Below are 23,989 nucleotides of genomic sequence, written 5' to 3'. Positions count from 1 at the left end.
CATGACGCTCGCATATATTGTTTATTTCGGCCTTATCATCTCCCTGGCGCTCGTCTGGCAGTTGCCGCGATGGTACGCGACGACGAGCGGAGGCTTCTCCCAGTCGGGCGCCAATATCGCGTCCCTGATTACCGTCGTGCTGGTCACGGTGGTGATCGGTTTCCGCTACGCGGTGGGCGGCGACTTCTTCGGCTATATCGATTATTACACCTACACCACCATGTACGACACGCCGTCGACGGTGTATTTCGAGCCGGGGTTCCTTTATCTAATCCAGTTCCTGAAGCTCTTTTCGTTCCCGCCCCAGGCGATCATCGCCGCCACCACCTGCGTCCAGTGCATTCTGCTGGTGGCCTGGCTTCGCAAGCGGGTCGATCTCGCGGCGCTCGTGATCTTCTATATTTTCTCCACGCTGCTGATCTTCGAGGTCAACAGCACGATCCGGCAGGGCGTGGCATTCTTCGCGATCCTGGTCGCGCTCGACGCGATCAATCGCCGCAACCTGTTTCTCTTCGGCGCGATGATCTTCCTGGCGTTTCTGTTTCACCGCAGCGCCATCGTCTTCTTTCCGATCGGACTGATGCTCTGGCGCGTCTCGCTGCCACCCGTCTCGCTGCAACTGGGCGGGCTGATGCTCGCCTATTTCATGACCCAGCTGTTCTCGGACCAGGTGATCTTCCTGTTCTCCTATCTCGCCCCGATGCTGGACTATACCTCCTATGGCAGGACCTCCCGATCGGACCTGCTGCTGACGGGGGGCTATGATTCCTATGGTATCGCGGCGTTCTTCTGGATGATCGTCGATATCATCCTGATCCTGTTCTCCCGCAGGACGGCGGCGCGCTGGGCCGATCAGGGCTATGCCCGCTATCACTATCTCTTCCTGGTCGCTGCGATCCTGACGCCGGTGAATACCAGCTGGGGCTTCATTCCGTTCGCGCGCGCGCTGTTCTACTTCAACGGCATGCGCGCGATCTGCCTGGCGTTCCTGACCGCGGACCTCCTGTCGCGCAGGTCGCTTCGGGATGCGAGCTTCGCCGCCGCGCTGCTGGTGATGTTCACGGCGTGGCTGGTCGTCGGCATCGCGCGCGGCGCCGCCTGGGCTTCGCCCTATCAGTTCGCCTTCTGATGCAAGGCCTGGCCGAAACCAGTCCCGATGATCCGCCGCCGCGCCGGCGCGTGCTGCTGCTGGCCTATATGATCTCGCCGCGGCGGGGATCGGAATATTCGGTGACCTGGAATCACATCCAGGCGATGAAGAAATGGTGCGACATCACCCTGCTGTACGGCACGTCGGGGCCGCATATGGGCGATGACGACGATATGGCCGCGGTGCGCGACGTGCTCGACAAGGATGTCGACTATGTCTTCGTCCAGCCTCCGCGACTGGCGTCGATCCTGAACCGGTTCAACCGCAAGGGATTCCTCCTCTACAGCTTCTACCTGGCCTATGCGGTGTGGCATCGCGAGGCGGGCAGGGTAGCCAGGCGCCTTTGCGCCGAGCGCGATTTCGACCTGGTCCATTATCTCGGGCCGATCGGCTATCGCGAGCCGGGGCATCTGTGGAAGCTGGACAAGCCCTATGTCTGGGGCCCGATCGGCGGCGCCACGAATTTCCCCTGGCAGCTGCGCCGCGCGATGCCGGCGAGCGGGCTGGCCAAGCTCTCGCTGCGGGCGATGGTCAACGGTTTCCAGCTCCGCTTCAGCGGGCGGGTTCGCAAGGCGCTCAAGCGCGCCGATTTCCTGTTCACCGCCACGAGCGAGAACCAGGCGATATTCAAGCGGATACACGGCGTATCCAGCCGCTACATGCCCGAGAACGGCATCGTGGGGCCGTTGACGCTGGATACCGGCAAGTTCCCGGCAAAGCCGATCCGTGTTGCCTGGATCGGCAGCATCGAGGCGCGCAAGGGGCTGCCGATCCTGCTCGGCGCGATCGGGCAGCTGAAGGATCGCCACGCCTATCATTTCGACATCATCGGGGATGGCCCGATGAAGGCGTCGATGCAGGAAGCCGCGCTCCAGGCGGGTATCGACGACGTGATCACCTGGCACGGCCAGATCCCGCGGGAGACGGTGTCCGAGCTGTTCCGCAGCGCGCATCTGCACGTCGTGACCGGGCTCAACGAGGGCAATCCGACCACCATCTGGGAAGCGATGGAGAATTGCGTCCCGCTGATGGCCCTGGACCATTGCGGCATGCACGACACCGTCGGCGGCGGCTATGGGATCAAGCTGCCGGTCGAGAGCCTTGATGCGATCGAGCGCAACATGGCGGAAGCGCTGGAGGCGCTGGCGGAGCGCCCGGAGAGGCTCCGCGAGATGGCCGAGGCCTGTGCCCGCGAATGCACCGTGTTCCGCTGGGACAGCCGCGAGAAGGTGATCCTGGAGGCCTATGAGGCGGCGATCGCAACCTATCATGCCAAGGGGCGCTAGATGGCGGTCCAGCTGGATTTCGTCGGCCTGATCACGGTACGCGGGCTGAAGCTTGGCGTCGGCCTGATCACCATCTTCGTGTTCGCCCGGATTTTCGGCGTAAGCGCCATGTACGACGCCTGGGTCTGGTCGCTGGGCCTGGTGAACGCGATCAGCCTGATGGTGTTCGGCCCCTTCGTCGAGACCTTCCGGGCCACCTATGCGAAGTTCCAGCACGGCGAAGGGCAGGCGGCCGCCGACAAGTACATAGCGTCGGTCAGCGTCGGCGTGGTCGTGGGCGCGCTGGTGATCGGCCTCGGCCTGGTGGCGCTGCTGAGCCTGTCGGACGACATGTTCGGGCTCGCGTCCACCGGCGGCCTGACCGGGGACGCGACCAGGTTCGTATTGCTGCTGCTGCCGGGTCTGGTGCTTTCCCAGCTGGTCGCGGTGCTCACCGCCTATATGAATTGCGTCGGCGTGGTCTATCGGCCGGAAATCGCCGGAACGCTCGGGGGCGCGATCGGCACTGCCTTCATCGTGCTCTTTCCGCGACTGCCGGCGGTGGAGCTGCTCCTCGTCTCCTATTATCTGGGGGTCCTCGCGCCGCTCGCCGTCTCGTTCGATTTCCTTCGCACGGTGGTTTCCCGGCTGCGGCAGCTGAAATGGAGCGAGCTGCGCTTCTATGTCAGGGCGGCCACGCTGGTCGCGCTACCGCTGTTCGTGCCCTATCTGCTGGGGCAGGCGAGCGGGCTGCTGGAGCGCCAATATGCGGCGCTCGCCGGCGTCGGCGGATTGTCGGTCCTCAGCTATGCGCTGTTCGCCCGCTCGACGCTGCAGGCGGTGTTCACCAGCGCGCTGGCATCACTCGCGCTGCCCCAGCTCTCCCATGCGTTCCAGCGCGACGGAGAGGCGGCGTTTCGCGGCGTCACCGACATATGGGTGCGGCAGTGCCTGCTGGTGGGCGGGGCCGCGGTGGTGTTCCTCTACGGCTTTTCGGACATCGCCGTGACGGTTCTGTTCGGGAAGCACGGGCTGAGCAATTCCGCGCTGGCGCTCGCGCCGCTCCTGCGCTGGTACGCGCCCGCGCTGGTCTCGGTGATCCTGTACCTGCTGGGCGGGGTGAGCCTGCTCGCGGCGGGGAAGGGGAAGTCCTATGCCTTTGCCGGGTCGCTCGGGCAGGTGGTCTCGATGGCGATGGTCGTCGGCTTCTTCCCGCGGCTCGGCCTGGTCGCGCTGCCGCTCGCCCTGTGCGTGTCGCATGCCATCGCGGCGGCCCTGATGTTCCGTGCGGCGGGGCGCGGGGCGTTGCGGGACCTCGGCGTGCTCGCGCTTCCCCGGCTCGCGGTGATGGCCCTGGCCGCGATCGGCCTGCGCGAGATCGACCTGTTGCTTGCCCTGGATGCCCAGGCGCTGACCGTCAGGATCGTGTTCTCCGGTGTGGTCTTCGTCCTGCTGGCGGGTATTGTCTGGTTCGTCGAGCATCGGATGTTCGCCTCCGGAACCGCTGCGGCGGAGTCCTGACATGCGCGCCGCGATGCCGCCCGTGACTCTGCTCAACCCGTTCGATGCCTATGCGGGCTCGCAGCGCGTGGCCACGCAGCTGTTTGCCGCGTTCGAGGCGCTGGGCGCCAGGGTCCGGGTGCAGCTGGGCTTTGGCGGCCATGGCTTCGTCTCGGACCTGTCGGGCGTGCGCGCGGACCTGGTTTGCGGCTCGGTGCGGGTGCGCAAGCTGCTCTTCCCGCTATGGTCGCTCGCCGTGGCGCCGCTGCTGCTGCTGCGCGTGCTGCGCGGGGAACGGATCTGGGGCAACACCATCTATGCGCTGCCGCCGGCGATGCTCGCGGCGATGGTCCGGCCGCGGCAGGTTTTCCTGCACCTGCATGAGCTGACCTTTCCCGGTGTCTTCCGGCCGCTGCTCCGGCTGGCGATGCGCCGGGGCGTGCGGGTGATGTGCGTTTCCCATGTCCATGCCTCCGGGCTGGGCATCGACGCGACGATCCTTGCCAATCCCGTGGCGGTGCCGGCCGTGCTGCCGGCTTCGGCGCGCGATCGGTTCCTGTACATCGGCACGACGGCGCCGATGAAGGGGTTTGACCTCTATCTCGACGTCGCGGCGCGGCTGGGCGGGACGGGTCTGCGGCCCGTTGCCTATCTGGCCGATCTCGAGCGGCACGACGCCGGGCTGCTGGCGAAGGCCCGCGCGCTTGGCGTGGCGGTGCATTTCGGCGAAACCGCGCCATCGACCTTGTTCGCCGACGGTTTCCTGACCCTGCTGGCCACCGATCCCGGACTGTGGGTGGAGACCTTCTCGCTTGTAGCGGTCGAATCCTGCGCGTTCATGGTGCCGGTGGGAGGTGCGGGAGCCGAGGTGCTCGACGAAGTGCTGGGCCCGGCGCTGGCGTTCAACGTCGCATCCCGGGATCCGGCGGAGATCGCCGCGCGGATCACGGCGCTGGCCGGAGACCCGGCGCGACAAGCCGAACTGCGCGCCGCCTGCGAGGTCCGGCGCGGGCTTTACACCATGGGCCGTTTCCGCGAGGCGCTGCGCGTGATTTTGCAGGGGGGAAGAGCGTGAATAGGGCACGGGCGCGCCGATCGAGGCGCGTTTCTCTGGTTGGCACGGTGGGCGTTCCCGGCCGCTATGGCGGCTTCGAGACGCTGGCCGAGCAATTGTGCCGGCATATCGAGCCTGGCCGGATGACATTCGCGGTCTATTGCGAGCGCAAGGTCTATAGCGAGGACCTGTCGGAGGATTTCTGCGGCCATAGGCGGGTGTTCATCCCGCTGCGGGCCAATGGCCCCATGAGCATGTTGTACGATGCAGCCGCGCTGCTGCACGCGCGCTTCGTCGAGCGCAGCCCGGTCGTGTTCCTGTTCGGCTATTCCGGCAGCTGGATCCTCCCGCTGCTGCGCCTCCTGTCGCCTTCCACCTGCTACATCACCAATGTCGACGGCATGGAATGGCGGCGCGACAAATTCTCCGCCTCCTCGAAGCTGTTGCTGAAGGGGCTCGAATATTTCGCGGCCGTCTTCAGCCAGAAGATCATTGCAGACAATTCGGCGCTCGCGGAGATCTTCGAGGCGCGATACCGGCGCAAGGCGGCGGTGATTGCCTATGGCGGCGATCACACGGTCCTGCCCGAGGCGCCGGTGCCTGCCGATGCCGCGCCGCTCGATGCGCCGCAGGGGGTATATTATCTCGCGGTCGCGCGCATCGAGCCCGAGAACAACACGGAAATGATCCTGGAGGCTTGCGACAAAGCGGGCGCGGGCCTGGTGTTCATCGGGAACTGGAACGGAAGCGACTATGGCCGCCGGTTGCGGGAGCGCTTCGGCGCCAGCACGCACCTGCGGCTGCTCGACCCCATCTATGACCAACGGGTGCTGGAGCGCTACCGGCGCGGCGCGATCGGCTATATCCACGGGCATAGCGTGGGCGGGACCAATCCGTCGCTGGTCGAGGCGCTGTTTCACACGGACAGGCTGCTCAGCTTCGATTGTGCCTTCAATCGGGCCACGCTCAGCAATGCGGGCAGCTATTTTGCCGATGCCGGGCAGCTGGCGGGGGCGCTTGCCGGCGAAGCGGTCGTGTCGATCGATGCGCAGGCGCTGGCGGCGCTGCGTGACACCTATCGCTGGGGTATCATCGCGGACCGGTACTTCCAGCTGGCCAGCGAAGGCCTGGGCGCGGATAGCCAAGCCTGAAACGCCGATGGCGCAGCCGGGCAGGCTGCGCCATCGCGGATACCGCAAGCGGCTGTCGATACCCGACGCCGGGTTCAGCCCGGCTTTCGCTCCCAGCCTTCCCAGACGAAGCGATAGCACCACTGCTCGTCATGGGTTTCCGCCAGCTTTGCGCGAATGGCGTCGCGCATCGCATCATAGTCGCCGACGGTATGAAACTGGATCTGCAGGAAGCGGATGCGGGGCAGCCAGCCCGCCTCGATGAGCGCGGGCAGCACGGCAAATTCGCCGCCCTCGATATTGAGCTTGAGCAGGTCGATATGATCGAGCCCGAGCGCATCCAGCGCGGCGGGGGCCGAGCGGAGTTCGCAATTGATGTGTGAATCCGATTTCTCGAGGCTGACGAAGCTGGAGGCATCGCCATCGTCGGTGATCGCGAAGGTGCCGTCCTTGTCGCTCAGGCCATAGCGATGGGCGTGCAGCTTCGGCTTTCCGGAGAAGCGCTCGACGCAGGTGGCGTGGAGCGACGGCACCGGTTCGAAGACATGCACGGTCGAGCCATAGCGTTCGTGGATGTCGAGCGCCCATTGGCCGATATAGCCGCCCAGATCCACGACGATGCTGTCTTCATCGAGCGGATAGTCCAGGCGAAGCGTCGTATCGCCCTTGTCGCGGAACCAGCGCTTTGCCTCCAGAAGGGGGCCATCGCGAAGTACTTCCCGGCGATAGAGATTCTTGAGGCCGCGGGCCACACGTCGAAAAGTGATCATCTTCAAGCCTTTAGTCTGATCGAATGGCTAGCGCGCACCAGTGCCGGTGAACATGGTGTGGACGGTTCTGAGGATGATCAGGATGTCCAGCCAGAGCGAAAAGTTCTTCACATAATAGAAGTCGAGGTTGAGCTTTTCCTTGATGGCCTCAACCTCGGAGACGTGACCCTGGTTGATCTGCGCCCAGCCGGTAACACCCGGCTTGATGATGTGGCGATAGTGGTAGAACGGGATTTCCTTCTCGTACCAGCTTGTCAGCTCGGCCGCTTCCGGGCGCGGGCCGATCAGGCTCATCTCGCCACGGACGATGTTGATCAGCTGCGGCAGTTCATCCAGGCGGCTCTTGCGCAGAAAGGCGCCGAGCCGGGTGATCCGGGGGTCATTGGCCTGGGTCATCGCCCGCCGGCGTGCCTCCTCGTCGCTCGAAGCGGCAGTCGCAATGCGCATCGTGCGGAACTTGTAGATCGTGAACGGGCGGGCGCGGAAACCCGTCCTGCACTGGCGGAAAAGGGCCGGGCCAGGGGAGTCCAGCCGGATCAGCACGGCAATCAGCAGCATCGCCGGGGACAGCACGATCAGCATGCAGAGGGCCGCGAGGATATCGACCGTCGCCTTGATCTTGAAGAAGACGTCGTTCGGGTTCAGCGAGCCCAGGGTGTTCTCGGACAGATGATCGACTTCGACCCGGCCAGTGAGCTGCTCGATCGCCTGCTTCACATGATAGACGGGAGCGCCCTGGAGCACGAAGGACGTGATCCGGCTATCCCATGCGGCGCTATGGTCGGCGCTCAGATCGACGACCACGCCGTGCAGGGGCGGGGTGGGGGCGTCCGGCGTCTCGATATGATGCCAGGTTACCGAGCCGAGCTGCGGGAGCCGGTTCGTCCTGCCGCCCGGGATCACGCCGAAGCAAACCCTGCGACGTCGCCGCACGATCAGGTGGATGAGCGTGAAAATCACCGATGTCAGCACATAGCTGATGGCGAACTGGACGCGGCTGTAGTCCAGGCGAAGGACCACGAGCATCGTGGCCAGCATGGCGAAGGTGAAGGAGACGCTCGCCACGATATATCCGCCGGCGGTAATGCCGGGAAACACATGCAGCCGCCGATAGCCGAGATAGCCGAGTACGAGGGCCAGCGTTCCGCCCGCCGCGGTGTTGAACTGGTTCGGCGACGTCACCGCCGCGCCAAACCAATATTGCCGGAGCACCACAGGCACCAGGATGGCAATGAGGAAAGCCAGGGCAACCTGGTACCGTGTTCGACCCAGCGTCTGGGAAACGGAGCGGGTCGCTAGGCGCCCTCTGTCGACATTCATCGCTGCCCCTCTCGTACTGGGCTACTCTGTACTGGACTATTTTGTCTGGATGTCGGCGTCTGCCGTTCAGATCAAGCGTGCGTGCGCAAGGCGGCGGCGATGTCCTCGGCATGCCACACACCGATCGCGCGCCCTGGAGATACGAAGCTGTCGTCAATGACATGGGCCGGCGTCGGAAAGCCGAAGGGACGACGGGTAAGGTTCAGAAGCCGGAAGTCGCCGGTGTCGACGTCGCGGTTGAAGCCGGTGGAGCCGTCCGTGGTCAGCAGAATGAACTTGCGCGGCTTGCTCAGGATATTCTGCAGTGCGCGCCGGGCATCGGCGAAGCTCAGGTGGAACAGCATTTCGCGGCACAGCACCGCATCCGCATCGGGCAGGGTGCCGCTGATCGCGTCCAGGCAATGGAATTCGCGGCGGTCCGAGCTGAAATTCGCCGTGTTGCTCTCGATCACCGCGGGGACGATGTCGGCACCGATATAGCGCTGCGACAGGCTGACTTCGCGCATCCAGGTGAAATCGCCGCAGCCGATGTCCAGCAGCGTCTCGGCGCCAAGCGTGTCGAGAATCCGAGGGAGTTCGGTCCGGATATTCTGCGTCGCCTGCAGGCTGGATCCGGCGCCGGAGCCGGGGGCATCGTCATTGCCGACCTGCCAGACGCCCGACGCGTAGATTTCGGAGAACCGTTCGCGGATATTGCCGGAGCCGAGATGGGAGGGGCGGCGCCCAAGGCCGACCAGTCGCAACCCGTGACGGACGATTTCCTTCAAAGTCTGGATACGGAAATTGGCCGGAACGTCAGTCATTTGCCCTCCAGTGCGAACATGCCCCACTTTGCACAGCGAGGTCGCCGGGGCGACCTTTTAGAGGAGATGAACGGAAGATTCCCGTGCTCTTGCGCGCACGTCCAGTCAAGTCGGCTTGGTCGCCCGCGCCGCCGGAGCGGGCAACCGGGTGGCAATCAGGTCTGCAGCAGCCAGCGCTCTTCGCCTTCGAGGCCGAGCGCGGTCAGGTGGCCTGAATCATAGGCGCCGGTGTCTATCGCGATCCGGTTGGAGCGGAACTGCGCCTCCGGAACGATCGTGTGCCCGTGGACGACGGTTTTCTCCAGGGCGCCCTTGTGGTCTAGGAAGCTGTCCCGGATCCAGCGCAGGTCCTTTACCCGCTGTTTTTCCAGCGGAAGGTTCGGATTTACCCCGGCGTGCACGAAGACATAGTCGCCGGCGATGATCATGTCCTCGAAGCTTTCGAGAAAGCGGACATGGGCTTCGGGGACCCTGGCCTTCAGGATCTCGAGGAGCTCGACATGGCTCGCCGGCGCATATTCCTCTTCGGAGATGCCGTAGCTGAGCACGGTGGCCTTGCCGCCCACGCGCAGATGGAATTTCAGGATCTCGATGCTGCCCTCAAGGGCGCCAAGAAACAGTTCCTCGTGATTTCCGAGCAAGAACCGGGAATTCGGCAGGCGCTCCCGGAGCGCCATAAGGGCGTCGATCACGCCGGCGGAATCGGGGCCTCGATCGATCAGGTCCCCAATGAAGACCAGCGTCGTGGTGGCGGGGGCGCGCTGGCGGTCATCCTCCTCGATGCGTGCGAGCAATTCGTTGAGGAGATCCAGGCGACCGTGAATGTCGCCGATCGCGTAATAGCGCTCTCCCGAGGGGAGGGCGGAGTTCCCTTTGGCAGGGCGCTTGAAGAGGGATAAGCCGAACGCCATACCGACTTGCAAACTCAAATAACCCGTTCGCTCTCATGCCTTGGCGAGATCAACGCGCCACGCGTGCGACGGGCAAATAAAAAGTGGCGACCCCGAGGGATCGCCACTTGAAACTCGGTCAGCTGACCGACCGACAATCCTACGGGCTGTCGGGCGTGTCGTCGCTGTCGGCGAGAACCACGGCGCCGCCGATGATGGCGACGGTGGCGAGAACGCCGATCAGAACGGCCGGGGCCAGCTCGCTCTTCTTGCTGGTCGAGGTCGAGGCGCGAACGCCCGACAGCGACAGCTTCGAAGCGCTCGTCGGAGCGGCCAGAACAGGAGCAGTCGCCATCGACGCGATAGCGGCCGCCGTAAGAAGCTTAGTGAACACTCTTTTTCTCCCTCTTTCGAGCTCTGGTGCTCTCGTCGGGCAGTCCTATGCCATAGGACCAAACCCGTCGCAACACCTCAAACTTTGGCAACGGCGAGAAAGTTCCCGACGTGACCCTTTGGCAACACAGGTCCGGTTGATCCGGATCACTTCCGTTACCCAGGCGACCCGCACCAAGTGGTTACGCAGCCGTCCTTAACGCGCTGCACCAATATAGCCAAGGGGGTTAATGAAGTGTCTTCGCCGAAATGGCCTTGTTTCGTGATGGTTAGGAGGGCTTTTTTGTGACTGATCTGTTGCAGAAGGCCGGTCCGGGTTCGAGTTGCGGTGCAAAAACACCGTGGTGCGTAGCGAATCGGGCGGTGAGGTCGCGAATGGGCGTGCCGGGGTTTGTCGATGGGGCGGGCGGCGCGTAGGATGGCTGGAATGAAGCCCGTATCATCCGCGTTCCGCCACCTCGCTCATGCCTGCCGCCGCGGCTCTCCGGCCATCGTCCTGCCGTTGCTTTTCCTGCCCCTGTCGACGCGCGCGGACGATGCCGCCCTGTTCGAGGGAGTGCGCGGGGCCGACATGCGTATCGCGGCGATAGGCTGGCGGCTCGCCGTGGCCAATGCGCGGCTGTGCGACCGGATCGAGCCCGGCACCGGCATGCAGCTTCACGTGCTCGACCAATATGGGGGAGCGCAGCGCGAGGCCGCTGCCCGGCATTTCGGTTTCGCCACGCCGGTCGCGGTCGAAGGAGTCCTGCCCGGCAGCCCGGCGGAGCAGGCCGGGCTGCGCGCCGACGATTCGCTCGTCCGGGTCGGTGCGGTCGAGATCGCGAAACTGTCCGGCAAGGCTGGCAAGGCCGATCGGCTGGATGCCGCGCATCTCGCAATCGCCGCACTGCCCGTCGATGCGCCGATCGAGGTAGAGGCGCTTCGAGCCGGTCGCCCGATCCATGTGACGATTCGCCCGATCCGCGCCTGCAACAGCCGATTCGAGATGACCGATGACTTCAACGCGGCCAGCACCGGCACGGCGGTGCAGGTTGGGGCCGGCTTTCTCGAGGGCTATCCCGACGAGCAGATCGCCGTGGTGGTCGCGCATGAATTCGCGCACAACATCCTGCGCCACCGTGACCGGTTGATTGCCCGCGGCGTCGATTACGGCCTGCTTTCCGGCTTCGGCGCGAACGTGAAGTATTTCCGCCAGACCGAAGTCCAGGCGGATCTCCTTTCGGTCTACCTGCTGGCCAATGCCGGCTATCCGCTGGGCGCGACGACGGCCTTCTGGAAGCGCTTCGGCCCGAGCAAGGCCGGCGGCATATTGCGCAGCCGCTCGCATCCGGCCTGGCGGGACCGGGTCGCCACGTTCGAGGCGGAGATTGCCAAGGCCGAGACCATTTCAGCCCGGCCGGTCGTGCCCCCGATCCTCGGGGAACGCGACAAGCCCTTGGACGGCGACTGGCAGTCGATCCTGGTGCGGAACTAGCGCTTCAGCTCGCCAGGCGGAGCGGTTCGCCCGAGACGGCGCGCGGCTGGTCGGGCCAGATCCCGCGCGTGTCGTAGACCAGCTTGTCGGCGCGCTCGTCGAGCGGGACCGACTTGAACACGTCGTGATCGACCAGCACCACGAAGATACCGCAGCTCTCGATCGCGCTGTCGATGTCGATCAGCCCCGCGCCGGTGCCGTCGAACGCCTTGGGCAGCGCGTCGGCATAGGGTTCGACGATCTGGATGCGATCACCGAAGCGCTGGGCGAGCGCCGCCGCGACCTTGAGCGCGGGGCTCTCGCGGAAATCATCGATGTTCGCCTTGAACGCGAGGCCCAGGCACGCGACCTGGGCATGCGGGTTGGACTCGAGCATCGCTGCGGCATGGCCGATGACATAGTCGGTCTTGCCGTCATTCACTTCGCGGGCGGTGCGGATCAGCGGAGTCTGCTCGGGCGCGGCGCTGACCAGGAACCAGGGATCGACCGCGATGCAGTGGCCGCCCACGCCGGGACCGGGCGACAGGATGTTGACGCGCGGATGGCGGTTGGCGAGGCGGATCACTTCCCACACATCGACGCCCATCTTCTCGGCAACGAGGCTCAGCTCGTTGGCGAAGGCGATGTTGACGTCGCGGAAGGCGTTCTCGGTGAGCTTGGTCATCTCCGCGGCCTTGGCCGTGGTGGTGACGCAGGCACCACGCACGAAGCGGCGGTAGAATTGCAGCGCCTTGCGGGCGCAGCGCGGCGTGATGCCGCCGATGACGCGGTCATTGTCGATCAGCTCTACCAGGATGCGGCCGGGCAGCACGCGCTCGGGGCAATAGGCGATGGCGACATCGGCGCTGCCGGTGCAGTGGCCGGGAATCTTGAGGTCGGGGCGCAGCTGGGCGAGCAACTCGGCGACCTTCTCGGTGGTGCCCACCGGCGAGGTCGATTCGAGGATCACGACGTCGCCGGCCTTGAGCGTGATCGCGACATTGGTCGCGGCCTTGAGCACATAGCCGATATCGGGCGCATGGTTCTCGCCGAACGGGGTGGGGACGGCGATGACGAAGACATCGGCCTCTTCCACCTGGAGCGAGGCACGCAGGCTGCCGCGCGCGACGACGCCCGAGACCAGGCCGTCCAGGTCGATCTCCTCGATATGGACCTTGCCCGAGTTCACCGTGTCGACCACCGACTGGTGGACGTCGACGCCCAGCACCTTAGCGCCGGTGCGCGCGATCACCGCTGCCGTGGGAAGCCCGATATAGCCCAGGCCGAGAACACAGACCTTGAGCTCAGAATCCGAAACCATGTGCGACGATCCCCGCAATCCGCTCAGAGGCATGGCCGTCGCCGAACGGATTGTGGGCGCGGGCCATGGCCGAATAGGCGGAGGGTACGTCGAGGAGGGTTGAGATTTCGGAAACGATACGCTCCGGGCTGGTGCCGACCAGCTTGGCGGTGCCCGCGACGACCCCTTCCGGACGCTCGGTGGTCTCGCGCATCACCAGCACCGGCTTGCCGAGCGCAGGGGCTTCCTCCTGCACGCCGCCCGAATCGCTGAGCACGACGTCGCAGAGCTCGAGCGCGCGGATGAAGTGCGGATAGTCGAGCGGCTCGATGCGCGCGACATTCGGCCGGTCGCCCAGTACCTTGTCCATCGCGGCAACCACATTGGGATTGGGGTGCATCGGGAACAGGATCGCGGTGTCGTCGCGGTCGGCGATGCGGCCAAGCGCCCGGGCGATGTCCTCCATGCCGCCGCCGAAATTCTCGCGGCGGTGCGTGGTGACGAGGACGATCCGCTTGCCGGCGAAACGCGCGGCGATTGGATCGAGTCCGGCGGCCAGCGCCGGCTCGGCTTCGATCCGGGCGCGGGTGGCGAGCAGCGCGTCGATCACCGTGTTGCCGGTGACATGGATCGTCGCGGGGTCGATATTCTCGCGGCGCAGCGCCTCGGCAGCGGTCTCGGTCGGGGCGAAATGCTGGTCGGCGATCGGCGCGACGATGCGGCGGTTCACTTCCTCGGGCCAGGGCTGGTAGATGTCGCCCGAGCGCAGGCCCGCCTCGACATGGCTCACCGGCACCTTGCGGTAATAGCCCGCCAGCGCGCCGACCATCGCAGTGGCGGTATCGCCCTGCACGATCACCCGGTCCGGCTTCTCGTCGTCCATCACCTTGCCGAGGCCGGTGAGCAGCCGTGCGGTGAGCTGGTCGAGCGACTGGCCCGGTTCCATCAGGTCGAGGTCGATGTCCGGCGTCAGGCCCGCGATCGACAGCACCTGGTCGAGCAGCCCGCGATGCTGGGCGGTGACGCAGGTGCGTACGTCCAGCCCGGGCACATCCGCCAGCGCGCGGACCACGGGAAAGAGCTTGATCGCTTCGGGACGCGTGCCGAAGATCAGGAGAACGCGCTTGCTGGTACCGGTCATGCGCATTCTCCTATCGCCGATCCCGTCACCATCAGGTTACGGTCGCGGACATAATTGCGAAAGCTTATAGCCATCGCTATGGGCGCCCGACTGATCTGAAAAGGCATTTCCCGAATGACCATCAAGCCGTTGCGCAAGGCCGTGTTTCCCGTGGGCGGCCTCGGTACGCGTTTCCTGCCCGCCACCAAGGCGATGCCGAAGGAAATGCTGCCGGTGGTCGATCGTCCGTTGATCCAGTACGCGGTCGACGAGGCCCTGGAAGCCGGCATCGAGCAGATGATCTTCGTCACCGGCCGCGGCAAGAGCGCGATCGAGGACCATTTCGACATCGCCTATGAGCTTGAGACGACCATGTCGGCACGCGGCAAGTCGCTCGAGATCCTCGATGCCACCCGGCTCAAGCCCGGCGCGGTCGCCTATGTCCGCCAGCAGGAGCCGATGGGCCTGGGCCATGCCGTGTGGTGTGCCCGCGACATCGTCGGCGACGAGCCCTTCGCGGTGCTGCTCGCCGATGATTTCATGCTCGGCAAGCCGGGCTGCCTCAAGCAGATGGTCGATGCCTATAACAAGGTGGGCGGCAACCTGATCTGCGCCGAGATCGTGCCGGACGACCAGACGCATCGCTACGGCATCATCACGCCGGGCGCGCAGGACGGGGCGCTGACCGAAGTGAAGGGCCTGGTCGAGAAGCCGGCCCCGGGCACGGCTCCGTCCAACCTGTCGGTGATCGGCCGCTACATCCTGCAGCCCGAGGTGATGCGGGTGCTGGAGAAGCAGGGCAAGGGTGCCGGCGGCGAGATCCAGCTGACCGATGCGATGGCCCAGATGATCGGTGACCAGCGCTTCCACGGCGTCACCTTCGCGGGCACCCGCTATGATTGCGGCGACAAGGCCGGCTTCATCCAGGCGAACATCGCGGTGGCGCTGGAGCGCGAGGACATCGCGCCGGCGATCCGCGAGTTCATGGCGAGCCGCTGCCCGGGCTGAGCCTGGGGGCTCAGGCGCGGACGACCTTCTCCGAAACCACACCCGCCTTGCCACAGGCATTGCGGGTGTCGATCACCAGCTTCGCGGCGTCGACCAGTGCGGCATAATCCACTGCGTCATGGTCGGTGGCGATCAGCACCGCGTCATAGGTCGCGATCTCGGCTTCGTCCCACGCCACGCTGTCGCGGAAGTTGAGCGTCGGGTGCTCGCGGGTGTTGTCGATCTGGGCGACATACGGGTCGAAGAAGTCGGCGGTGGCACCGCGTGCCTCGATCATCTCCATCAGGCGGAGCGATGGGCTCTCGCGGATGTCCTCGACATTCTTCTTGTAGGCGACCCCCATCACCAGGATGCGGGCACCGCGCAGGCCGCGGCCGAAGCGCGCGTCCAGCGTGTCCGCCATCACGCGGACGACATGCTGCGGCATGTCCGCGTTGATCTGGCCGGCCAGCTCAATGAACTTGGTGTGCTGGTTATACTCGCGCGCCTTCCAGGTGAGGTAGAAGGGGTCGATCGGAATGCAGTGCCCACCCAGGCCCGGGCCGGGATAAAAGGGCATGAAGCCGAACGGCTTCGACTTCGCCGCGTCGATCACTTCCCACACGTCGATGTCCATCGCGGTGAAGATGAGCTTGAGCTCATTGACCAGCGCGATGTTGACGGCGCGGAACACATTCTCGGTGATCTTCACCGCTTCGGCGGTGGCGGCCGACGAGACCTGGATCGCCTGGGGCACGATGTGGCGATAGACACCCAGCGCCAGGTCCGCCGAGACCGTATCGTCGGCGCCGACCACCTTCGGGATCTTGGTGGTCGAGAAGGTCGGGTTGCCCGGGTCCTCGCGCTCGGGCGAATAGGCGAGGAAGAAGTCCTTGCCCGCGATCAGCCCCTCGGCCTCGAGGATCGGCTGCATCACTTCCCTGGTGGTACCCGGATAGGTGGTCGATTCGAGGATGACGAGCTGGCCGCGGCGCAGCGTCTTCGCGATCGCCTGCGTGGTCAGCTCGACATATTTCAGGTCGGGCTCGAGATGGCGCGTGAGCGGCGTCGGCACGCAGATGAGCACCACATCGGCTTCGTCCAGCCGGCTCAGGTCGGCAGTGGCGCGCAGCTTCTCGTTCGCGACGAGTGGCGCGATGCGGGCGCCGTCGATATGCTTGATATAGCTCTCACCGGCTTCGAGCGCGTCGATCTTCGCCTGGTCGACGTCGAAGGCGAGGACCGGGCAGCCCGCCTCGCCAAAGGCAACGGCGAGCGGCAGGCCGACATAGCCCATGCCGATCACGCCGATGATCGCAGTGCCGCTTTCGATCCGCGCCTGCAGCTTCAAGCCATGGGCGGGCCATTCGATGCTCATAGAAACCCCGTGAAGTACGCTCTGTCGCGCCCTTCATGCCTCCGTAGGGGTTTCAGTTTCGATAATGCTCCAGATACCAATCCACGAATGCCGGCACGCCGGCGCTCGGCGGGGTGGTGGGGGCATAGCCGGTCAGCGTCTTGAGCAGCGCATGCGACGCCTCGGTCGCGGGCACGTCGCCCTGCTGCATCGGCATGAAATTCTTGATCGCTTCCTTGCCCAGCGCGCGCTCGATCTCGCCGATATAGTCCATCAGCTGGGTTTGCTGGCCGGCGCCGATGTTGACGACGCGGAACGGGGCCACGGGGGAGAGGCTGTCGCCTTCCACCGGCGTGTCGCCCGGCACGGCCTCGGTCAGCCGGACGATCGATTCGGCCAGATCCTCCACATAGGTGAAGTCGCGGACCATGTTGCCGTTGTTGTAGATGTCGATCGGTTCGCCCGAGAGGATGCCCTTGGTGAACTTGAACAGCGCCATGTCCGGCCGGCCCCACGGGCCATAGACCGTGAAGAAGCGGAAGAACGTCATCGGCGTCTTGAACAGGTGCGCATAGCTGTGCCCCATCAGCTCGGTCGCGCCCTTGGTGGCGGCGTAGAAGCTGAGCGGCGTCGCGGTGCGCTGCGTCTCGGTGAACGGCATGTCGGTGTTCGCGCCATAGACCGAGCTGGTCGAGGCGGCGAGCAGGTGCTTGGTCTTGTGCTGGCGGGCCAGCTCCAGCACGTTGAAGCTGCCGATCAGGTTCGCCGTGACATAGGATTCCGGGCTGTCGATCGAGTGGCGCACACCGGCCTGGGCGGCGAGGTGGATCACCACATCGGGCTGGAACTCGGCCCATTGTTCGCCGAACGCGCCCATATCGTCGATCGAGACGCGGGCGACCTTGAAGTTCGGGTGGTTCGACAGGATGTCGTTGCGCGCTTCCTTGAGCGCCGGATCGTAATAGGCGCTGAAATTGTCCACGCCGAGCACGGTCGCGCCGCGCTGGAGGAGCTTGCTGGCCGTGTGGAAGCCGATGAAGCCGGCTGAGCCGGTTACCAGGACGCGCGTCATGAGCAGGGCAGGTGCCTCAAGGGCGCGGCGAAGTCCAGTTTCGAGCTCATAGTTCGTCATCCCCGCGAAGGCGGGGATCCAGGGTTACTCGGCCCTGCGGGTCCTGCTTGGCTCTGGATCCCCGCCTTCGCGGGGATGACGGGTGGGGTCTATGTCACTTCTAGCCACAAGCCGGACAGCCCGGATCCTTCGGCAGCGTCAGCGTGCGGAAGCGGAAGGCCAGGGCGTCGACCAGCAGCAGCTTGCCCGCAATCTCCTCGCCAAAGGGCGCGATGGCGCGGACCACTTCCAGTGCGGCGAGGCTGCCCATCACTCCGGTCAGCGCGCCGAGCACGCCCTGTTCGGCGCAGCTGATGCCCGGGCGCTCGGGATCATGGCCGACGAAGCAGCGATAGCAGGGCTTGTCGGGCTCCCAGCCGCGGAACACGCCGAGCTGTCCCTCGAATTCGGAGACGGCGGCGGAGACGAGGGGCACGCGGTTGCGCAGCGCCGCGTCGGCAACCCCGAGGCGGGTGGCGAAATTGTCGCAGCCGTCCAGGATCACGTCCGGCGCGAATTCGGCGATCAGCGCATCGGCATTGCGCGCGTCGATACGCTGCTGGAAGCCGGTGAACACCACTTCCGGGTTGAGCGCCGCGACCCGGGCGCGAGCGGCCTCGACCTTGGGGCGATCGACGTCGCTGGTGGCATAGAGCGTCTGGCGCTGGAGGTTGGAGAGCGAGACAAGGTCGTCGTCCACCGCCCCGAGCGTGCCGATCCCAGCGGCCGCCAGATACTCGATCGCCGGCGATCCGATCCCGCCCGCGCCGATCACCAGCACCCGCGCCGCCTTCAGCCGCATCTGCCCGCCGCCGCCGATCTCGCGCAGCACGATATGGCGGGCGTAGCGCTCCAGCTCCGTGTCGGAGAGTGTCATTTGGTCAGGGTGAAGCTGATGGTCGTGCGATACCATTGCTCGGTCGCGCCGGGGCGGGGGAGCAGGTTGTTGCGCGCGAAGCCGGCCGCGAGTGCTGCGGCATATTGCTCGACCGAGGGGCAGGCGATGGCGCGCGGCACGGTGGTGCGGATATTGCCGCCTTCATCGACCAGCACGGCGATCGAGACTTCGACCGTGCCCGGCTTGGCGAGCACGCATTTGCGCAGCTTCACTTCGCGCTGGACGAAGGTCTGCATCTCGGCGGTGATGATCGGGGGTGCGCGCCAGGGCAGGGGCGGCAGGGCGTCCCAGTCGATCGGCGCCGTCTGGAGCGCCGCAGCAAGAAGAACCGTCGCTATCACGTGCCCGTCGATCCGAAGCCCCCGATGCCTCGCGCCGTTTCGTCGAGCGTCCCCACCTCCTCGAGCTCCGCATGCTGAACCGGCGCGGGCACGAGTTGTGCGATACGGTCTCCGCGCGCGACGGTGAATGCCGCGTCACCGAGATTGGCAAGGATCACCTTAACCTCGCCGCGATAGTCGCTGTCGATCGTGCCGGGCGTGTTGAGGCAGGTGATGCCGTGCTTGAGCGCCAGGCCCGAGCGCGGGCGCACCTGGACTTCGTAGCCGACCGGGATCGCCATCGCGAAGCCGGTCGCCACCGCATGGCGCGCGCCGGGGGCCAGGACCAGGTCCTCGGCCGCGACCACGTCCATCCCGGCGGCGCCCGCCGTGGCATAGGCGGGGAGCGGCAGGCCCTCGCCATGCGGCAGGCGCTGAAGGGCAATGCGGATCGGAGCGAGCATCAAGATTTTCCTGGAAGCGCGGCGGCAAGGCGCTGGAGCGCGGAGATCACTTCGGGATCGCTCAGCAGCTCATGGTCCTTGCCGGGGATGATACGGAAATCGGTGGCGATGCCGCGCAGCGACAGCGCCTCGGCATAGGTGCGCGAGAAGCGCACCGGCGTGGTCTTGTCGTCGCCGCCGACCAGCACCGCGGCGCGCAGCGAGGGCTGCATGCCGCCGACCAGCTTGACCGGGTCTAGGCTGGTGACCGGCGCGTCCCAGAGCGGCGTCGGCGACACGGTCTTCATGTGCTTGCGCCACTCGGGCAGCGCGCAGGGGCAGGAGACCAGGACGATGCCGTCGACCAGCCCGGGGTGCGTCGCGGCGAGATCGGCGGCGATCGCGGCGCCGCCCGAATGGCCGACCACGACCGTGCGCGCCTGGCCATAGCGACGCTGCAGGTGGCGGATCGTCGCGGCAACCGCGTTGATCCGATCGGGCGTGTAGTTGTCGCCCGTGGTCTGGCCGCGCTCGCCGGGCGAGACATGCCCCTGCGGGTCCTCATAGCCCGGGCGGAGCAGCGCGACGGCGATGCTCTGCGGCACCGCGGCGGCGGCGCTGCGGGCAAAGGCATAGTGATAGTCGGGCTTGGTCGTCGGGGCGTCGCCGTGCAGCACGACGATCAGCGTGCGCACCTGCTTGGCGGGCGTGTTGCCGAAGCTCTGGCGGTACAGGCCCGGCCCCGGTTCCGGCGCGCCAAGGCGCTCGCCCGGCGTGCAGGCGGCCAGGCTCGCGCCGAGCAGCAACAGGGCAAGGCTAGAGCGCATCGGCAATCCGCTGCGCGAGACGGCGGGCGACTTCGTCCTTGGGCAGTCTTTCCCAGCTTTCGACACCGTCGGCGGTGACGAGATGAACAGCATTGGCTTCACCGCCCATCACATCGCCGGAAACATCGTTGGCGACAATCCAGTCTGCGCCCTTGCGAGTCCTTTTCGCGGCAGCATGTTCGAGCACCTGTTCGGTCTCGGCGGCGAAGCCCACCACCAGCCCCGGCCGGCGCGGGCTGGCGCCGAGCATCGCGAGGATGTCGGGATTCTCGGCAAGCTCGAGCCGGGGCGGGCTGCCGCCCTGCTTCTTGAGCTTCTGTTCGGCGCGCTCGACATGCCAGTCACCCACCGCCGCGACCATTATCGCGGCGTCGGCGGGCAGCGCCTGGGCGACGGCATTGGCCATTTCCTGCGCGGTCTCGACATCGATGCGGGTGACGCCCGGCGGCGTGGCAAGCGTGACGGGTCCCGAAACCAGCGTGACCTTCGCTCCCAAGGCGGCGAGCGCTCCGGCAATCGCATAGCCCTGCTTCCCCGAGGAGCGATTGGCGATGTAGCGCACCGGATCGATCGGCTCATGGGTGGGGCCGGCGGTGACGAGGACATGCTTGCCGGCGAGCGGACGAGGCGCACCAGATTTAGGTTCTGAGAACTCCTGGATCGCGCGCAGGATCGCCTCGGGCTCGGGCAGCCGGCCGGGGCCGTACTCGCCGCAGGCCATCGGCCCTTCGTCGGGCTCCAGCACCGTGACGCCGTCGCCGCGCAGCGTCGCGACATTGCGGCGGGTCGCGGCGTGCTGCCACATCCGCACGTTCATCGCCGGCGCGGCCAGCACCGGCTTGTCGGTTGCGAGCAGCAGCGTGGTCGCCAGATCGTCGGCGATCCCTGCCGCCATCTTGGCCATCAGGTCGGCGGTTGCCGGCGCCACCACCACCAGGTCCGCTTCGCGGCTGAGCTGGATATGCCCCATCTCGGCCTCGTCCTTGAGGTCGAACAGGTTGGTATAGACCTGGTTCTCGGACAGAGCCGCTAGCGTCATCGGCGTGACGAAATGCTGCCCGCCCTCGGTGAGCACGCACTTCACCGCGATCCCGGCCTTGCGGCACAGCCGGATCAGCTCGCACGCCTTGTAGGCCGCGATGCCGCCGCCGACGATCAGGAGGATCTTCTTCATCTTGTGACCTTTGTCACGGTGATCCTGCGCCTGTCGAGCGCCTGGCGGAACAGGTCGCGCAGGGCGTCAGGCACAAAGGCGAGGCCGATCAGCGAGAGCGGGGCGACCATCAGTCCCCAATAGAAGGTATCGGGCCGCGCGAACAGGGCCAGCGCCACGCCGTATGCCGCGAGCGTCAGGAACACCCGTCCGGCGGCCTGGTCCTTCCATGCCGCCCAGCCGAACAGCGAGCACGTGAACAGCAGCACGCCCAGCGCCATCGGGAAGAGCTGCAGCGCGGTCGACAACACCATCGCCTTGGCGAAGAAGCCATAGCCGTGCAGTCCCGACCAGCCCGGCGAGGCCGGATCGGCGGCATTGGTCACCTGGCCCACCGCATGTGCATGGAAGCCGACCGCGACCGCCAGGCAGGCCAGTGCCACGCCCCAGCCGATCGCCTCGCGCCTTTGCCCCTCGAACCAGGCGGTGACGAGCATCACGATCGCGTAGAGCGCGGCCAGCTCGCGCACCAGCATGGCCAGCAGGCCGATCGCCACCGCTTCCACCCAGCGCCCCTGACGCCGGATGCCGAGCGACAGGGCGATCAGCAGCCCCGCCCATATCTCGTGGAACGCCCAGAGGTCGGTCTGGACGAACGCCATCAGCCCGCCGGCGAGCAGGGCGAGGCCGATCAGCACTGGCGGCCAGCGCGTCATCCCGCTCCGCAGCTTCATGCCCCACACGGCAAAGACCGAGGCGACCAGCACGAAGAGCAGCGCCAGCATGCCGACACGCGGTACATGCGCCTCGACCATCGCCAGCCCGGGCAGGCGGAAGGTGACGAAGGGGCGCAGCGGATAATTGCCCGCCCGCAGCGCGTCGGCGGTCACTTCGTAATAATCGCCGCCGTGCCGCACGCCGGCGACGATGCTCTCATAGAGCACCACGTCGCTCTGGTCGTCGGCGCGCTTCGCCGGATCGCCGCTCACCGGCGGCGGCCCGACCGTGACCAGCGCGGTCAGCGACAGCAGCAGGAACAGCGCGAGGATGCCGAGCGCGATCCGGGCGCGGGGACGGGCCAGCGCGGCGAAGCGCGTCGGTTCCGCCAGCCACTGGATCGCGGGCAGCTTCACGACAGCAGGTACATCATCGCCGCCGCGCCGACCGCGCCGGAGAACACTGCCACCAGCGCATAGCGCCAGCCGCCAACCACGCGGATCCGCTCGATCTCCTTGAGTGGCGGCGCGGGCGGGGCGCCGCCCGGTGCCGGGAAGCGCAGCTCGATGTTGCGGATCAGGTCGGGCAGGCGGGCGAGGGTGCGGATATCCTCGACCAGCCGGTCGGCGATCTTGGCTTCCGGGCCCAGCTCGGTGCGGATCCATTCGCGGACGAACGGCGCCGAGACGTCCCACAGGTTGATGTCGGGATCGAGCCCGCGCGCCACGCCCTCGACCATCACCATCGTCTTCTGGAGAAGCAGAAGGTGCGGCTGGGTCTGCATGTCGAAATCGCGGGTGATCGAGAACAGGCCGTCGAGCATCGCGCCCATCGACATGTCCTTCACCGCCAGCCCGCGCATCGGCTCGCCGACCGCGCGCAGCGCCGTCGCGAACTCTGCGACATTATGGTGCGGCGGCACATAGCCCGCCTCGAAATGGATCTCGGCGACGCGCTTGTAGTTGCCGGTGATCAGTCCGTAGAGGATCTCGGCCAGCCAGACCCGGGCGCGCCGGTCGATCCGGCCCATGATGCCGAAGTCGATCGCGGCGATGCGGCCATCGGGGAGGGCGAAGAGGTTCCCCTGGTGCATGTCGGCGTGGAAGAAGCCCTCGGCGATCGCCTGGCGCAGGAACGCCTTGATCAGCCGGCTGGCGAGCGCGCTGGTATCGTGCCCGGCCTCGATCAGGCGCTGGCGGTGTGACAGCTTGATGCCGTCGATCCATTCCAGCGTCATCACCTTGCCGGTGGTGCGCTGCCAGTCGATCTGCGGGACCATGAAGTCCGGCTCGGCCTGCATGCCCTCGGCGAGTTCCGATGCAGAAGCAGCTTCGCGGCGCAGGTCGAGCTCGCGCGCGGTCCAGCGCTTGAAGGTCTCGATCACCAGGCGCGGGCGCAGGCGTGAAGCCTCGCCGCCCATGCTCTCCACCTGGGCGGCCGCCCATTCATAGGTGTCGATCGCCTTTGCGAACTCGGTCTCGATGCCCGGGCGCAGCACCTTCACGGCGACCTGGCGGCCGTCGGTGGTGATCGCTCGGTGGACCTGCGCGATCGAAGCGGCGCCGACCGGGTTCTCGTCGAATTCGGCGAAGAAGGTATCGAGCGGCCGGCCGAAGCTGCCCTCGATCCGCTGGCGGATCACCGGGAAGGGCAGTGGCGGCAGCGCGTCCTGCAGGCGCAGCAGGTCGTTCGCCGCCTCGTCGCCGACCAGGTCGGGTCGGGTGGCGAGCGTCTGGCCGAGCTTGATCGCGGCGGGGCCGATTGCCTGGAAGGCATCGGCATAATGCGGCACCTTGGGCACGCGCGCGCCGAAGCGGGCGATGCGCGCCACGCGGCGCACCGGCTTGGGCGTATGCGGATCCTGCTCGATACCGCGCAGCGCGCCATGACGCGCCAGGATGCGGCCCCATTTCAGCAGGCGCCAGAGATGAACGGCGGGTGCGGTCATGCGGGGAAACCGTCATCCCGGCGGAAGCCGGGATCTCGGGCCACAAGCCGTTCGCGCTGCCGCATGAGATCCCGGCTTTC

General features: G+C 66.3%; 23 protein-coding genes. 7 read left to right on the top strand and 16 right to left on the bottom strand.

The features are described from left to right. The first annotated feature begins 1 nt into the window (after nucleotide 1). The 5 genes from HNP52_RS14280 to HNP52_RS14260 are packed head-to-tail and all read left to right on the top strand — an operon-like array spanning nucleotide 2 to nucleotide 6,120. Nucleotides 2-1,129 carry an EpsG family protein gene (locus HNP52_RS14280; RefSeq protein WP_184168166.1) on the top strand — a complete coding sequence of 376 codons (1,128 nt, stop codon included), beginning with the start codon at nucleotides 2-4 and terminating at the stop codon, nucleotides 1,127-1,129. Then, nucleotides 1,129-2,436: a glycosyltransferase family 4 protein gene (locus HNP52_RS14275; protein ID WP_184168164.1), complete on the top strand. Its 1,308-nt coding sequence runs from the start codon at nucleotides 1,129-1,131 to the stop codon at nucleotides 2,434-2,436. Before HNP52_RS14280 ends, HNP52_RS14275 begins: the two co-directional genes overlap by 1 nt. After that, on the top strand, nucleotides 2,437-3,936 hold the full coding sequence (locus HNP52_RS14270) for a lipid II flippase MurJ (RefSeq protein ID WP_184168162.1): 1,500 nt from the start codon (nucleotides 2,437-2,439) through the stop codon (nucleotides 3,934-3,936). A 1-nt stretch (nucleotide 3,937) separates the two neighbouring features. Further along, nucleotides 3,938-4,990 (top strand): hypothetical protein, encoded by a 1,053-nt coding sequence (locus tag HNP52_RS14265; RefSeq protein ID WP_184168160.1) that lies wholly within the window; start codon nucleotides 3,938-3,940, stop codon nucleotides 4,988-4,990. After that, entirely contained in the window at nucleotides 4,987-6,120 is a 1,134-nt protein-coding gene (locus HNP52_RS14260) for a DUF1972 domain-containing protein (protein WP_311768471.1), read from the top strand. The genes HNP52_RS14265 and HNP52_RS14260 overlap by 4 nt, the downstream gene beginning before the upstream one ends. A 74-nt stretch (nucleotides 6,121-6,194) precedes the next feature. On the opposite strand, the gene HNP52_RS14255 is transcribed toward HNP52_RS14260, so the two are convergent. The 5 genes from HNP52_RS14255 to HNP52_RS14235 form a co-directional block, all read right to left on the bottom strand. After that, on the bottom strand, nucleotides 6,195-6,869 hold the full coding sequence (locus HNP52_RS14255; protein WP_184168156.1) for an FkbM family methyltransferase: 675 nt from the start codon (nucleotides 6,867-6,869) through the stop codon (nucleotides 6,195-6,197). Nucleotides 6,870-6,896: 27 nt separating this feature from the next. Continuing rightward, on the bottom strand, nucleotides 6,897-8,090 hold the full coding sequence (locus HNP52_RS14250) for a sugar transferase (RefSeq protein WP_184168154.1): 1,194 nt from the start codon (nucleotides 8,088-8,090) through the stop codon (nucleotides 6,897-6,899). Nucleotides 8,091-8,260: 170 nt separating this feature from the next. Further along, entirely contained in the window at nucleotides 8,261-8,992 is a 732-nt protein-coding gene (locus HNP52_RS14245; RefSeq protein WP_184168152.1) for a class I SAM-dependent methyltransferase, read from the bottom strand. 155 nt (nucleotides 8,993-9,147) lie between these two features. Next, the gene (locus HNP52_RS14240; RefSeq protein ID WP_260396092.1) at nucleotides 9,148-9,921 is read right to left on the bottom strand and encodes a metallophosphoesterase family protein; all 774 of its coding nucleotides are present in this window, start codon (nucleotides 9,919-9,921) and stop codon (nucleotides 9,148-9,150) included. A 121-nt stretch (nucleotides 9,922-10,042) separates the two neighbouring features. Further along, nucleotides 10,043-10,276 carry a hypothetical protein gene (locus HNP52_RS14235; RefSeq protein ID WP_184168150.1) on the bottom strand — a complete coding sequence of 78 codons (234 nt, stop codon included), beginning with the start codon at nucleotides 10,274-10,276 and terminating at the stop codon, nucleotides 10,043-10,045. Between the two features lie 426 nt (nucleotides 10,277-10,702). Between HNP52_RS14235 and HNP52_RS14230 the strand changes: the two genes are divergently transcribed. After that, the gene (locus tag HNP52_RS14230; RefSeq protein WP_184168147.1) at nucleotides 10,703-11,749 is read left to right on the top strand and encodes a M48 family metallopeptidase; all 1,047 of its coding nucleotides are present in this window, start codon (nucleotides 10,703-10,705) and stop codon (nucleotides 11,747-11,749) included. 4 nt (nucleotides 11,750-11,753) lie between these two features. On the opposite strand, the gene wecC is transcribed toward HNP52_RS14230, so the two are convergent. After that, nucleotides 11,754-13,049: a UDP-N-acetyl-D-mannosamine dehydrogenase gene (gene wecC, locus HNP52_RS14225; protein ID WP_184168145.1), complete on the bottom strand. Its 1,296-nt coding sequence runs from the start codon at nucleotides 13,047-13,049 to the stop codon at nucleotides 11,754-11,756. Then, a complete protein-coding gene (gene wecB / locus HNP52_RS14220) occupies nucleotides 13,033-14,169 on the bottom strand; it encodes a non-hydrolyzing UDP-N-acetylglucosamine 2-epimerase (protein WP_184168143.1) in 1,137 nt (378 codons plus the stop codon). The genes wecC and wecB overlap by 17 nt, the downstream gene beginning before the upstream one ends. A gap of 114 nt (nucleotides 14,170-14,283) precedes the next feature. Here wecB and galU point away from each other — a divergent pair, with 114 nt between their 5' ends. Continuing rightward, nucleotides 14,284-15,156, top strand: coding sequence for a UTP--glucose-1-phosphate uridylyltransferase GalU (gene galU, locus HNP52_RS14215; RefSeq protein WP_184168141.1), 873 nt, complete (start codon nucleotides 14,284-14,286; stop codon nucleotides 15,154-15,156). A gap of 10 nt (nucleotides 15,157-15,166) precedes the next feature. On the opposite strand, the gene HNP52_RS14210 is transcribed toward galU, so the two are convergent. The 9 genes from HNP52_RS14210 to ubiB all read right to left on the bottom strand — a co-directional run bounded on the left by HNP52_RS14210 (nucleotide 15,167) and on the right by ubiB (nucleotide 23,909). Beyond that, complete coding sequence (locus HNP52_RS14210; RefSeq protein ID WP_184168139.1) at nucleotides 15,167-16,513, bottom strand: nucleotide sugar dehydrogenase; 1,347 nt, start codon at nucleotides 16,511-16,513, stop codon at nucleotides 15,167-15,169. Nucleotides 16,514-16,565: 52 nt separating this feature from the next. Then, nucleotides 16,566-17,564 carry an NAD-dependent epimerase/dehydratase family protein gene (locus HNP52_RS14205; protein ID WP_184168137.1) on the bottom strand — a complete coding sequence of 333 codons (999 nt, stop codon included), beginning with the start codon at nucleotides 17,562-17,564 and terminating at the stop codon, nucleotides 16,566-16,568. A 160-nt stretch (nucleotides 17,565-17,724) separates the two neighbouring features. Then, a complete protein-coding gene (locus HNP52_RS14200) occupies nucleotides 17,725-18,480 on the bottom strand; it encodes a molybdopterin-synthase adenylyltransferase MoeB (protein WP_184168136.1) in 756 nt (251 codons plus the stop codon). Continuing rightward, on the bottom strand, nucleotides 18,477-18,842 hold the full coding sequence (locus HNP52_RS14195) for a hypothetical protein (protein ID WP_184168135.1): 366 nt from the start codon (nucleotides 18,840-18,842) through the stop codon (nucleotides 18,477-18,479). Before HNP52_RS14195 ends, HNP52_RS14200 begins: the two co-directional genes overlap by 4 nt. Continuing rightward, nucleotides 18,839-19,285 (bottom strand): dUTP diphosphatase, encoded by a 447-nt coding sequence (gene dut, locus HNP52_RS14190; RefSeq protein WP_184168134.1) that lies wholly within the window; start codon nucleotides 19,283-19,285, stop codon nucleotides 18,839-18,841. Before dut ends, HNP52_RS14195 begins: the two co-directional genes overlap by 4 nt. Further along, complete coding sequence (locus HNP52_RS14185) at nucleotides 19,285-20,091, bottom strand: alpha/beta hydrolase (RefSeq protein ID WP_184168133.1); 807 nt, start codon at nucleotides 20,089-20,091, stop codon at nucleotides 19,285-19,287. The genes dut and HNP52_RS14185 overlap by 1 nt, the downstream gene beginning before the upstream one ends. Further along, nucleotides 20,081-21,265, bottom strand: coding sequence for a bifunctional phosphopantothenoylcysteine decarboxylase/phosphopantothenate--cysteine ligase CoaBC (gene coaBC / locus HNP52_RS14180; RefSeq protein ID WP_184168132.1), 1,185 nt, complete (start codon nucleotides 21,263-21,265; stop codon nucleotides 20,081-20,083). Before coaBC ends, HNP52_RS14185 begins: the two co-directional genes overlap by 11 nt. Then, nucleotides 21,262-22,377, bottom strand: coding sequence for a hypothetical protein (locus HNP52_RS14175; RefSeq protein ID WP_184168131.1), 1,116 nt, complete (start codon nucleotides 22,375-22,377; stop codon nucleotides 21,262-21,264). The genes coaBC and HNP52_RS14175 overlap by 4 nt, the downstream gene beginning before the upstream one ends. Then, nucleotides 22,374-23,909 (bottom strand): 2-polyprenylphenol 6-hydroxylase, encoded by a 1,536-nt coding sequence (gene ubiB, locus HNP52_RS14170; RefSeq protein ID WP_184168129.1) that lies wholly within the window; start codon nucleotides 23,907-23,909, stop codon nucleotides 22,374-22,376. Before ubiB ends, HNP52_RS14175 begins: the two co-directional genes overlap by 4 nt. Nucleotides 23,910-23,989 lie beyond the last annotated feature (80 nt).

This window comes from Sphingomonas kyeonggiensis (assembly GCF_014204495.1).
GTDB lineage: Bacteria > Pseudomonadota > Alphaproteobacteria > Sphingomonadales > Sphingomonadaceae > Sphingomonas > Sphingomonas kyeonggiensis_A.
This window is presented reverse-complemented; position numbering and strand designations above follow the sequence as displayed.

What these genes read in the sequence shown, in the direction of transcription:
- HNP52_RS14280 (WP_184168166.1), top strand. Translation starts at nt 2, where the DNA reads ATGACGCTCGCATATATTGTTTATTTCGGCCTTATCATCTCCCTGGCG.
- HNP52_RS14275 (WP_184168164.1), top strand. Translation starts at nt 1,129, where the DNA reads ATGCAAGGCCTGGCCGAAACCAGTCCCGATGATCCGCCGCCGCGCCGG.
- HNP52_RS14270 (WP_184168162.1), top strand. Translation starts at nt 2,437, where the DNA reads ATGGCGGTCCAGCTGGATTTCGTCGGCCTGATCACGGTACGCGGGCTG.
- HNP52_RS14265 (WP_184168160.1), top strand. Translation starts at nt 3,938, where the DNA reads ATGCGCGCCGCGATGCCGCCCGTGACTCTGCTCAACCCGTTCGATGCC.
- HNP52_RS14255 (WP_184168156.1), bottom strand. Translation starts at nt 6,869, where the DNA reads ATGATCACTTTTCGACGTGTGGCCCGCGGCCTCAAGAATCTCTATCGC.
- HNP52_RS14245 (WP_184168152.1), bottom strand. Translation starts at nt 8,992, where the DNA reads ATGACTGACGTTCCGGCCAATTTCCGTATCCAGACTTTGAAGGAAATC.
- HNP52_RS14230 (WP_184168147.1), top strand. Translation starts at nt 10,703, where the DNA reads ATGAAGCCCGTATCATCCGCGTTCCGCCACCTCGCTCATGCCTGCCGC.
- wecC (WP_184168145.1), bottom strand. Translation starts at nt 13,049, where the DNA reads ATGGTTTCGGATTCTGAGCTCAAGGTCTGTGTTCTCGGCCTGGGCTAT.
- wecB (WP_184168143.1), bottom strand. Translation starts at nt 14,169, where the DNA reads ATGACCGGTACCAGCAAGCGCGTTCTCCTGATCTTCGGCACGCGTCCC.
- galU (WP_184168141.1), top strand. Translation starts at nt 14,284, where the DNA reads ATGACCATCAAGCCGTTGCGCAAGGCCGTGTTTCCCGTGGGCGGCCTC.
- HNP52_RS14210 (WP_184168139.1), bottom strand. Translation starts at nt 16,513, where the DNA reads ATGAGCATCGAATGGCCCGCCCATGGCTTGAAGCTGCAGGCGCGGATC.
- HNP52_RS14205 (WP_184168137.1), bottom strand. Translation starts at nt 17,564, where the DNA reads ATGACGCGCGTCCTGGTAACCGGCTCAGCCGGCTTCATCGGCTTCCAC.
- HNP52_RS14200 (WP_184168136.1), bottom strand. Translation starts at nt 18,480, where the DNA reads ATGACACTCTCCGACACGGAGCTGGAGCGCTACGCCCGCCATATCGTG.
- dut (WP_184168134.1), bottom strand. Translation starts at nt 19,285, where the DNA reads ATGCTCGCTCCGATCCGCATTGCCCTTCAGCGCCTGCCGCATGGCGAG.
- HNP52_RS14185 (WP_184168133.1), bottom strand. Translation starts at nt 20,091, where the DNA reads ATGCGCTCTAGCCTTGCCCTGTTGCTGCTCGGCGCGAGCCTGGCCGCC.
- coaBC (WP_184168132.1), bottom strand. Translation starts at nt 21,265, where the DNA reads ATGAAGAAGATCCTCCTGATCGTCGGCGGCGGCATCGCGGCCTACAAG.
- ubiB (WP_184168129.1), bottom strand. Translation starts at nt 23,909, where the DNA reads ATGACCGCACCCGCCGTTCATCTCTGGCGCCTGCTGAAATGGGGCCGC.